The 4,251-nt window shown below is 69.6% G+C and carries 2 protein-coding genes and 1 pseudogene; 1 reads left to right on the top strand and 2 read right to left on the bottom strand.

What is annotated here, in order from left to right; translation table 11 throughout:
* On the top strand, positions 1-330 hold a 330-nt coding region (locus tag I55_RS37305; RefSeq protein WP_044562727.1), incomplete at its 5' end, for a hypothetical protein.
* Between the two features lie 55 nt (positions 331-385).
* Here the strand turns inward: I55_RS37305 and I55_RS21915 are convergent.
* A pseudogene (locus I55_RS21915) lies at positions 386-3,612 on the bottom strand (efflux RND transporter permease subunit).
* 14 nt (positions 3,613-3,626) lie between these two features.
* On the bottom strand, positions 3,627-4,166 hold the full coding sequence (locus I55_RS21910) for an efflux RND transporter periplasmic adaptor subunit (RefSeq protein WP_049974380.1): 540 nt from the start codon (positions 4,164-4,166) through the stop codon (positions 3,627-3,629).
* Positions 4,167-4,251: the final 85 nt, after the last annotated feature.

The following is a 4,251-nucleotide window of genomic DNA, read 5'->3' as shown; positions in this document are numbered from 1 at the left end:
CTGGCCGCAGCCCTGCGGACTCTGGAGCAGGATGGGCAGGCGGTGGTCAACCTGCTGCAGGAAACGATCAGCCGGGCCGCGACGCACGACCAGATCGGTCAGGCGCTGCGGCGGGCGGCCGCCGATCTCGCCACCTTGGCGCCCGGCCCGCAGCCCGCCAACATCCCGACGGAGGCCGAACCGCTGATCGATCTGATGGCCCGCAGCTACACCATGGCGCGTGAACGCGACGTGCTTGACCGGTATGCCCCGCGCCACCGGCACCCCATGACCGAGGCGCCCTCCCCCTCCGCCGCCCCGGCGGAAGATCTGGAGGATTTCCTCTTTTAGAAGGTCCCGGAGCTCACGCAATTCCGGGACCCCTGGGCCGGGACCCCTGGGCAAGTCACTCCAGTTGTGGCCGGGGCCAAGCCACCCCGCCCGTGACCGCCACCGGCACCGCGAAGCGGCGGTAGAGCGCCGGCAGCACCACCAAGGTCAGGATTGTGGCGCTGATCAGGCCGCCGATGACCACGGTGGCCAAGGGCCGTTGCACCTCCGCCCCCGTCCCGGTGGCCAGCGCCATGGGCACAAAGCCCAGGGACGCGACCAGCGCCGTCATCAGCACCGGCCGCAGGCGGGTCAACGCCCCGTCGCGGATGGCGGTCAACGGATCGCTGCCGTCCGCGACTGCCTGCCGGATGAAGGACACCATGACGAGGCCGTTCAGCACCGCGATGCCGGACAGGGCGATGAAACCCACGGCGGCGGAGATGGAAAACGGCATCCCCCGCAACCACAGCGCGGCGATGCCGCCGGTCAGCGCCAGCGGCACCCCGCTGAACACCAGCAGGGCGTCCCGCACCGACCCCAGCGCGCCGAACAACCAACAGGAAGATGACGGCGAAGCACGTGGGCACGACCACGGACAGGCGCGCCCCGGGCCGCCGTCAGGGTCTCGAACTGCCCGCCCCACTCCGTCCAATAACCGGTGGGCAGGGCGATGGCGTTGATGCGGTCCTGTGCCTCCGCCACGAAGGACCCGATGTCCCGCCCCCGCACATTGGCCTGGATGACGATGCGGCGCTTGCCGTTCTCGCGGCTGATCTGGTTGGGACCCTCCGCGATCTCGAAGGTGGCGACGGAACCGAGGGGCACGAACCTGGGCGCCCCGGCCTCCGTCACGGGTATCGGCACCGGTAGCGTCTTCAGCGTTTCAATGTCGTTCCGCAGCGCGTCGGGCAAGCGCAGGGTGACGTCGAAGCGCCGGTCCCCTTCGAACACCTGCCCGGCCTCCCGCCCGCCAACCGCCATGGCGATGACGTCCTGGATGTCAGCGGCGTTGAGCCCGAACCGGGCCGCCACCGGCCGATCGATGCGGATGTCCAGCATGGGCAGGCCGGAGGCCTGCTCCACCCGCACGTCACTGGCCCCCGCCACCCCTTGCAAGGCGCGCGCGATTTGCGCCGCCGAGGCCTGCAGGGCGTCGAAGTCGTCACCGTACAGTTTCACCGCCACGTCGCTGCGCACACCGGAGATCAGCTCGTTGAAGCGCATCTGGATGGGCTGGGTGAACTCGTAGTTGTTGCCGGGCAGCGTGGCCACGGCGGCCTCGATCCTGGCCACCAGCGCCTCCTTGCGCAGCGTGGGGTCGGGCCACTGATCCTGGGGCTTCAGGATGATGAAGGTGTCCGACGCGTTGGGGGGCATGGGGTCGGCCGCCATCTCCGCCGTTCCGGTCTTGGAGAAAACGAAGGCCACCTCGGGGAAGCCGCTGACCGTGCGTTCCACCGCGGCCTGCATCGCGGTGGACTGGCTGAGGGACGTGCTGGGGATGCGCACCGCCTGCATGGCGATGTCCTTTTCATCCAAGGTTGGGATGAATTCCTGCCCCATCCGGGTGAACAGGCCCAGGCTGGCCAGGAACAGGAAGGCGGCCCCCAGGATCCAGGGCACCGGGTCCGCCAGGGCGCGGTCCAGGATGGGCACGTACCATCCCTTGGCCTTGGCGATGACCGGGTTCTCCTTCTCCTGGACGGGCCCCCGGATGACGATGGCGATCAGCGCCGGCACCAGGGTCAGCGACAGGACGAAGGCGATGACCAGGGCGGTGATGACCGTCAAGGCCATGGGCTGGAACATCTTGCCCTCCACGCCCGTGAAGGTCAGCAGCGGCAGGTAGACGATGATGATGATGGCCTGCCCGAAGACGGAGGGCCGGATCATCTCCCGCGCCGCGGCCGCGACCTCCTCCAGCCGCTCGGGCAGGGACAGGACGCGGCCAAGGGCATGCTGGCGCCCGCCCATCCGGCGCAGGCAGTTCTCCGCGATAATCACGGCGCCGTCGACGATCAAGCCGAAGTCCAGGGCGCCCAGGCTCATCAGGTTGGCGCTGATGCCGGCCCGCACCATGCCCATGGCCGTCAGCAGCATGGTCACGGGGATGACCACGGCGGTGATGAGGGCGGCGCGGATGTTGCCCAGCAGGGCGAACAGCACCGCCACCACCAGCAGCGCCCCTTCCGCCAGGTTCTTTTCGACGGTGCGAACCGTGGCGTTGACCAGCTTGGTGCGGTCCAGCACCGTCTTGGCATGCACATCCGGCGGCATCGACCGCGCGACTTCGGCCAGCTTGGCCTTCACCACCGCCGCCGCCGTGCGGCTGTTGCCACCGATCAGCATCAGGGCGGTGCCGACCACAACCTCCTCACCGTTCTCGCTGGCGCTGCCGGTACGCAGTTCCCGACCGATGGCGACGGTCGCCACGTCGCGCAGGAAGACGGGCGTGCCGTCGCGGGTGGCGATCACCACCGCCCCGATCTCCTGCACAGTGCGCAACCGGCCGTCGGAGCGGACGACGTAGGCCTCCCCCCGCCGCTCCAGGTAACCCGCGCCGGCGCTGGTGTTGTTGCGTTCCAGCGCCTGGACCACGTCGGCCAGGGTCAGGCCGCGGGCCGCCAGGCGCAGGGGATCGGGTTCCACCTGATACTGCTTCACATAGCCGCCGATGGCGTCCACGCCGGCGATGCCGGGCACGCCCTTGATCTGCGGCCGGATGATCCAGTCCTGGACCGTGCGCAGGTATGTGGCCCGTTGTTCCGGCGTGCGCAGGCTTTCGCCCTCCGGCGTCAGGTAGCTGCCATCCGCCTGCCAGCCCGGCTGGCCCGGCCGCGCCTTGGCCGGATCGAAAGGCGTGAACTCCACCGTCCACATGGTGATTTCGCCCAAGCCCGTGGAGATGGCGCCCATGCGGGTCTCCGCCCCGGCCGGCAAGGACGCCCGCGCCTCGGTCAGGCGTTCGTTCACCTGTTGCCGGGCGAAGTAGATGTCCACGTCCTCCCTGAACAGGGCCGTGACCTGGGAGAAGCCGTTGCGGGATAGCGACCGCGTGCCTTCCAGGCCCGGGATGCCGGCCAGCGCCGTCTCAATAGGGAAGGTCACCTGCTTTTCCACCTCGAACGGCGCCAAGGCCGGGGCGGCGGTGTTGATCTGCACCTGCTTGTTGGTGATGTCGGGAACCGCGTCGATAGGCAGCTTGGCCACCGACCATGCGCCCAGGGCGGACACGATGACGGCCAGCAGCACCACCAGGTAGCGGCTGCGGACGGAGAAATTGAGGATTTTGGCGAGCATGGCTTCGTGTCTCCTCAATCCTCGTGGCCGGCTTCGTCCTTGCCGGCCTCCGCCTTCAGGATGAAGGCGTTGACGGAGGCAACGGCCTCGCCCGGCTTCAGCCCGGACAGCACCTCGGCGTTTCGGCCGTCGGTGCGGCCGACGGTCACCGGCCGGCGCTCGAACCCTTCCGGCACGGGAACGAAGACCACCGTGCGTCCCTCCAGGGTCTGGACCGCTTCCTCCGGCACCATCAGATCCGCCGGTTGGGCATCGGCCTCCAGCGTGCCGCTGGCGAAGTCGCCGGGGTGCCAGCCGCCGTCCTTGTTCTCCAGGGACGCCACCACCCGGGCCGCGCCGGTCGCCGGATCCAGGGCGGGGCCGACATAGGTGACGCGCCCCTCCGCCTGGCGGCCATCCGCGCCCGCCACCACCACGGGCTTGCCCTCCGCCACGAAGGCCAGGTCGCGGGCGTAGACCGGGAACTCGATGGACACCTGGGCCAGGTCGGCGACGACATANGCGTCGGCATCCGCCGCCAGACGATCGCCCCGGGTCACGCTGCGGGTGATCACCCGCCGGCGATGGGGGAGCGCAACTCCAGCTTCTGCAAACCATCCAGCGGCTTGCCGGGCCAGGGGCCTTGATCTCACCCGCGGC

The sequence above is a fragment of the Azospirillum sp. B4 genome (assembly GCF_000333275.1).
Taxonomy (GTDB): domain Bacteria; phylum Pseudomonadota; class Alphaproteobacteria; order Azospirillales; family Azospirillaceae; genus Nitrospirillum.
This window is presented reverse-complemented; position numbering and strand designations above follow the sequence as displayed.